Annotated in this window: 2 protein-coding genes; both read right to left on the bottom strand. The window is 37.7% G+C overall.

Features of this window, described 5'->3' with window-relative positions:
• Nucleotides 1-122: 122 nt before the first annotated feature.
• A complete protein-coding gene (gene kbl / locus C0430_RS01050) occupies nucleotides 123-1,313 on the bottom strand; it encodes a glycine C-acetyltransferase (RefSeq protein ID WP_290864550.1) in 1,191 nt (396 codons plus the stop codon).
• Nucleotides 1,314-1,376: 63 nt separating this feature from the next.
• On the bottom strand, nucleotides 1,377-4,923 hold a 3,547-nt coding region (locus C0430_RS01055), incomplete at its 5' end, for a DUF559 domain-containing protein (protein ID WP_290864551.1).

A 4,923-nucleotide genomic window follows, 5' to 3' on the forward strand; every position in this document is an offset into this window, starting at 1 on the left:
GTTTGTTAAGATGTTTCATACTTAAATTTGTTTAATTACAATTTAGTTAATTTTAAACAAAAGTAATACGTAATTTTTTAACTACAAAATAAAAACACACAAAAAGCTAATAAAAGCGTGATTTATACAACATTTAGATTAGTTCCAACTTGAATAAAAGCGTCTATTGCCCTATCGAGATGTTCCCTTGTGTGTGAAGCTGATAATTGAACCCTAATTCGGGCTTTATCCTTTGGCACAACTGGGAAAAAGAAGCCTATGACATAAATTCCTTCCTTTAAAAGTTCATTCGCCATTGTTTGGGCCAATTTTGCATCATAAAGCATTACAGGAACAATGGCAGAGTCTCCGTCAATGATGTCAAAACCTGCTTTTTTCATTCCTGCCTTGAAATAATTCGTGTTCCATTCCAGTTTATCTCTCAGGACAGTGTCTTTTTCCAACAATTCGAAAACCTTGATTGAAGCTCCAACGATTGCTGGCGCCAGTGAATTTGAAAACAAATAAGGCCTGGATCGTTGACGCAACAATTCAATGATTTCTTTTTTGGCCGTTGTATAACCTCCCATTGCTCCGCCAAGCGCTTTTCCTAATGTTCCCGTGATTATGTCGACTCTTCCCATTACGCCTTTTGCCTCGAGTGTTCCTTTTCCTGTGGCGCCTATAAATCCAGCAGCATGACACTCATCAACCATGACCATTGCATCATATTTGTCGGCTAAATCGCAAATTTTGTCCAATGGAGCAACAACTCCATCCATGGAAAAAACACCATCTGTAACAATCAATTTGAAACGAGCTCCAGATTCATTAGCTTTTATTAATTGTTGCTCCAAATCTTCCATATTGCTGTTTTCATAGCGATACCGAGCCGCTTTACACAATCGAACTCCGTCAATTATGGATGCGTGGTTCAAACTATCCGAAATTATGGCATCATTTTCATTCAATAAAGGCTCGAAAACCCCTCCATTGGCATCAAAAGCGGCAGCGTATAAAATCGTGTCTTCGGTTCCGTAGAAATCCGAAATCTTTTTTTCCAATGTTTTGTGAATATCCTGTGTTCCACAAATAAAACGAACGGACGACATCCCGAAACCATGGGTGTCCATCGTGTCTTTTGCCGCCTGGATTACTTCAGGGTGCGATGATAGTCCCAAATAATTATTGGCACAAAAATTCAAGACCGTTTCTCCATTAACGGTAATTTCTGCTCCTTGGGGAGAAGTGATGATTCTTTCTTTTTTGAAAATCCCGTTGTCTTCGATGGTTTGCAATTCAGTTTGCAAATATTCTTTTATTTTACCGTACATTTTTTTGTTTTTTATGTTTGATATTTGAGTTCTTGACACGAAGGTACAATTGCTCAAAGTTTTCTACAAATTTACCACATTGATTTGTTCCCCTATGTAAATAATTGCCTTTTTTACGACTTTATAACCCATCAATTCAATCGCGTTTTGATAATTTTCCAATTGTAATTGATATTTAGGATTATGTGTCCCTGTTTTGTAATCCAATAAATAAACTTCCTTGTTTTTAGTCAAAACCATTCGGTCTGGCTTGATGGTTTTTCCTTCTTTTTGAATGATGGTTTGCTCATTCAACACTTCATTTCCTTCATCAAAATAACTTGAAAGTTCCGAATGATTGACAATTTCCCGAATCGTTTTGCGAACCAATTCTTTTTGATTCACGGTAATTAATCCGCTTTCGACGGCTTTTGTAATGGCCAAATCGATATCGTTTTTAATTTTCACCAAAGACAAAATCTCGTGAACCACATTGCCGTGTTCTATGGCTTCCTGCTGATGAGTTCCCCACATCAAGGCTTCTCGTTGAGCGATTTTAATGTTTTTTGGGTTCAAAATTTCACGAACAATCGGGATTGTTTTCGTCGTGTCGACATGTTTTTTTTCTGTTGACAATTTAAGCGGATTCCCAAATTCGTATTCCAATTTATCTTCGTCAAAGACGTGTTCGTTTACCAAATATTTAATAAAGAAAGAAGCCATATTACTAGGATACTCCCCGTCTTTTCTTGGTTCCAAATATTGAGAAATAATGTACAACTGTTCTTCCGCACGCGTTAATGCCACATACAAAACATTGATATTGTCCAACAATTCTTCTTGCGATTTCTGGTCGTAAACCCGTTTTGCTTGCTCGCCAAAACCTTCAACTGCCTTGCTGTTGTCAATTAAAACTTTAGACAACCCAAAATCCTCTGCTTCTGCATTAATCCACAATTTGTCTTTCGGGCTTCGACTGTAATCTTCTTCGGCAAAAGGAAAAATCACCACAGGAAACTCCAATCCTTTCGATTTATGGATGGTCATAATTCGAACCGCATTGTTGCCCTCGGGCGAGGGAATGCTGAATTTCTCTGAATTTTTATCCCAAAAATTCAAAAAGTCCGAAATACCAGCTTGGTTGCGTACATCTCGCTCTAGAACAATATCGAGAAAATATTGAACGTATGCATTCCCCTCCCCAGCCCTCCCCGAAGGGGAGGGAGACGAAACCGACAAATTGAAATTTTGAAGTTGTTCCTGTTTGTTTAATTCTAGTTGTATTTTATTTAAAACATTATGAATATTGGTTAAAACTTCATTGTTTGTAAATCGAATTACTTTATATCCTAATTCATTCAGAACTGCTGTTCGTTCTTTGTCTAATTGAATTTGTTCTTCGGTAAAATGATATTCTCCATCGACTTCAATTATTAATTTTCTTGACAAACAAACAAAATCAACTATAAAATCATCGATCAAATGCTGTTGTCTAAATTTGTGACCTAAAACTTGTGACCTCAATTCTGAGCATAAAGTTTTTTCGGCAACCGTCGGATTTTTTCTCTTTTCCTGAGCTTTTTCTATCAACAAATGAGCATAATTTCCACCAGTCATATACCCCAACTTTTTAGTTTCGGCTCCTCCTCCTTTGGAGGAGGCTGGGAGGAGGAATTTACTAACAATAAGCTCCACCGATTCATAAAGCGACTTTTTCCGAATATCCTGAAACGAAAGCGAAATATCAAAAGTCGTCAACCAAGTTTCAAATTCGGCTTCCTTTTTTTTGTCCATTCCTTGTGCAATGAAATCGTGTATCGGCAGTTGATCCTGGATTTTTTCGGCAACATAATGAAGGAAATGGGCTTTGGCTTCCAAATCGGAGTTGTTTTTCAAGTATTTCAACAAATGGATGATAAATCGAACTTCGGTGGCGTTTTGAATCATCAAAGTCTCGGAGGACAACAGCGGAATTCCTTGTTCGGTCAAATAATTGGCCACCGCAATTCCGTGACTGCGTTTTCGGGTCAAAATAACAATGTCTTTGTATTCGAAACCTTGTTTTTTTACTTTTTGAATCGTGTTCAAAGTGGCCAACAAATACAATTCGGTTTCATCCAATGCTTCTTCCTCGTCTTCGCTTTCTTCTATTTTTGGAATAAAGGAAATATTCACGTAACCACCCGTTTTGTTATTGCTTTTTTGATGGCTGTGGTTTTCGTATAAATCTTTGTAATCTAAATGTTCGAATTCATTGGACAACAATTGGAAAAAGTCGTTGTTGAATTCGATTATTTGTGAATACGAACGATAATTTTTGTCTAAATGTTCTAAAACTTTTTCAGGATTATTGAACGGATTTTGGTCTTTACTTAACTCAATAAACTGCTCGGCTTTTCCGCCACGCCAACGGTAAATGGATTGTTTTGGGTCACCCACAATCATCAAGGTTCCTTTTTCGCCGTCGATTTCACTCGAAGTTGCGTTGTCAATTAGCGGAATCAAGTTTTGCCACTGCATTTCGGAAGTGTCCTGAAATTCGTCGATGAAAAAATGACGATACCGTTCGCCCAATCGTTCGTAAATAAAAGGTGCGGGTTGATTTTGGATTTCCCGATGAATTATGGCATTGAATTCCGAAATGGAAAGCACGTTTTGTTCTTCCTGAATTTTGGCCAATTCATTGCTGACGGTGTTCAACAACGATAATGGCGTAATGTTTTTTAGGAAGGCTTTGTAAAAATCCCGCTTTTCAAAGTTCTTGTAAACAGCATCAAGAATTTGCAACAATTCCGGAATAATATTTTCGATAATGGCTCGGTCTTTGGCGGTTTTGTTGATGGAAATATCCTCAAATTCACGAAACATTTTGTTTTTGGGATTGAATTTTCCATCCACTATGCTTTGAAGATGATTGGGAAATGTTCCTCTTGAAAATGATTTCAAATCAATTCCGTTTTTTTCAATTAACGACAGAGCGTTTTCGGCTAATTCGGTGTTTTCTTTTTCTAAAACTTTGCAGGCTTCGGCCAATTTCTTTTTAATTTCGACAAATTCGGTGATGGATTTATCTTGAAAATGGGTGATTTCATTTCGATTGTTTTCATTGAGCACCAAACGACCTGTTTCGAGAATTTCACGGGAAATATCCCAAGATTTGTCGTCGTCGGTTTTTTCCATCGTGAAATCGACGAGCAATTTGGTTAAAATTTCATCTTCCCCGGCTTGCGCAATTAGGGCATCGACAGCTTCTATGAGCAAATTTTCCGTGTCCAAAGTCACCTCAAAAGTCATTGGCAATCCTAAATCGTGGGCAAAAGCTCGAATGACTTTGTGGGTAAATTTGTCGATGGTCGAAATATCAAAAGCGGCATAATTGTGAATGATGTGCTTGATGATTTGCTGCGACTTGGTCTTGATTTGAATGATGGAAAGTTTCGTTTCTTTTGCCAAATCCTGCATTAAACCCAAGGCTTTTTCGCTAGGTTCGTCTTTGGCAAATTCAGACAAACTGCCCACGATTCTGCTTTTCATTTCGTGTACCGCTTTGTTGGTAAACGTGATGGCGAGAATGTTGCGATACGCATCATTTTTAGGAGCAACGAGAATGATTTTCAGGTATTCTTTGACC

Origin of the sequence: Flavobacterium sp. (genome assembly GCF_013823965.1) — a bacterium.
Lineage (GTDB): Bacteria > Bacteroidota > Bacteroidia > Flavobacteriales > Flavobacteriaceae > Flavobacterium.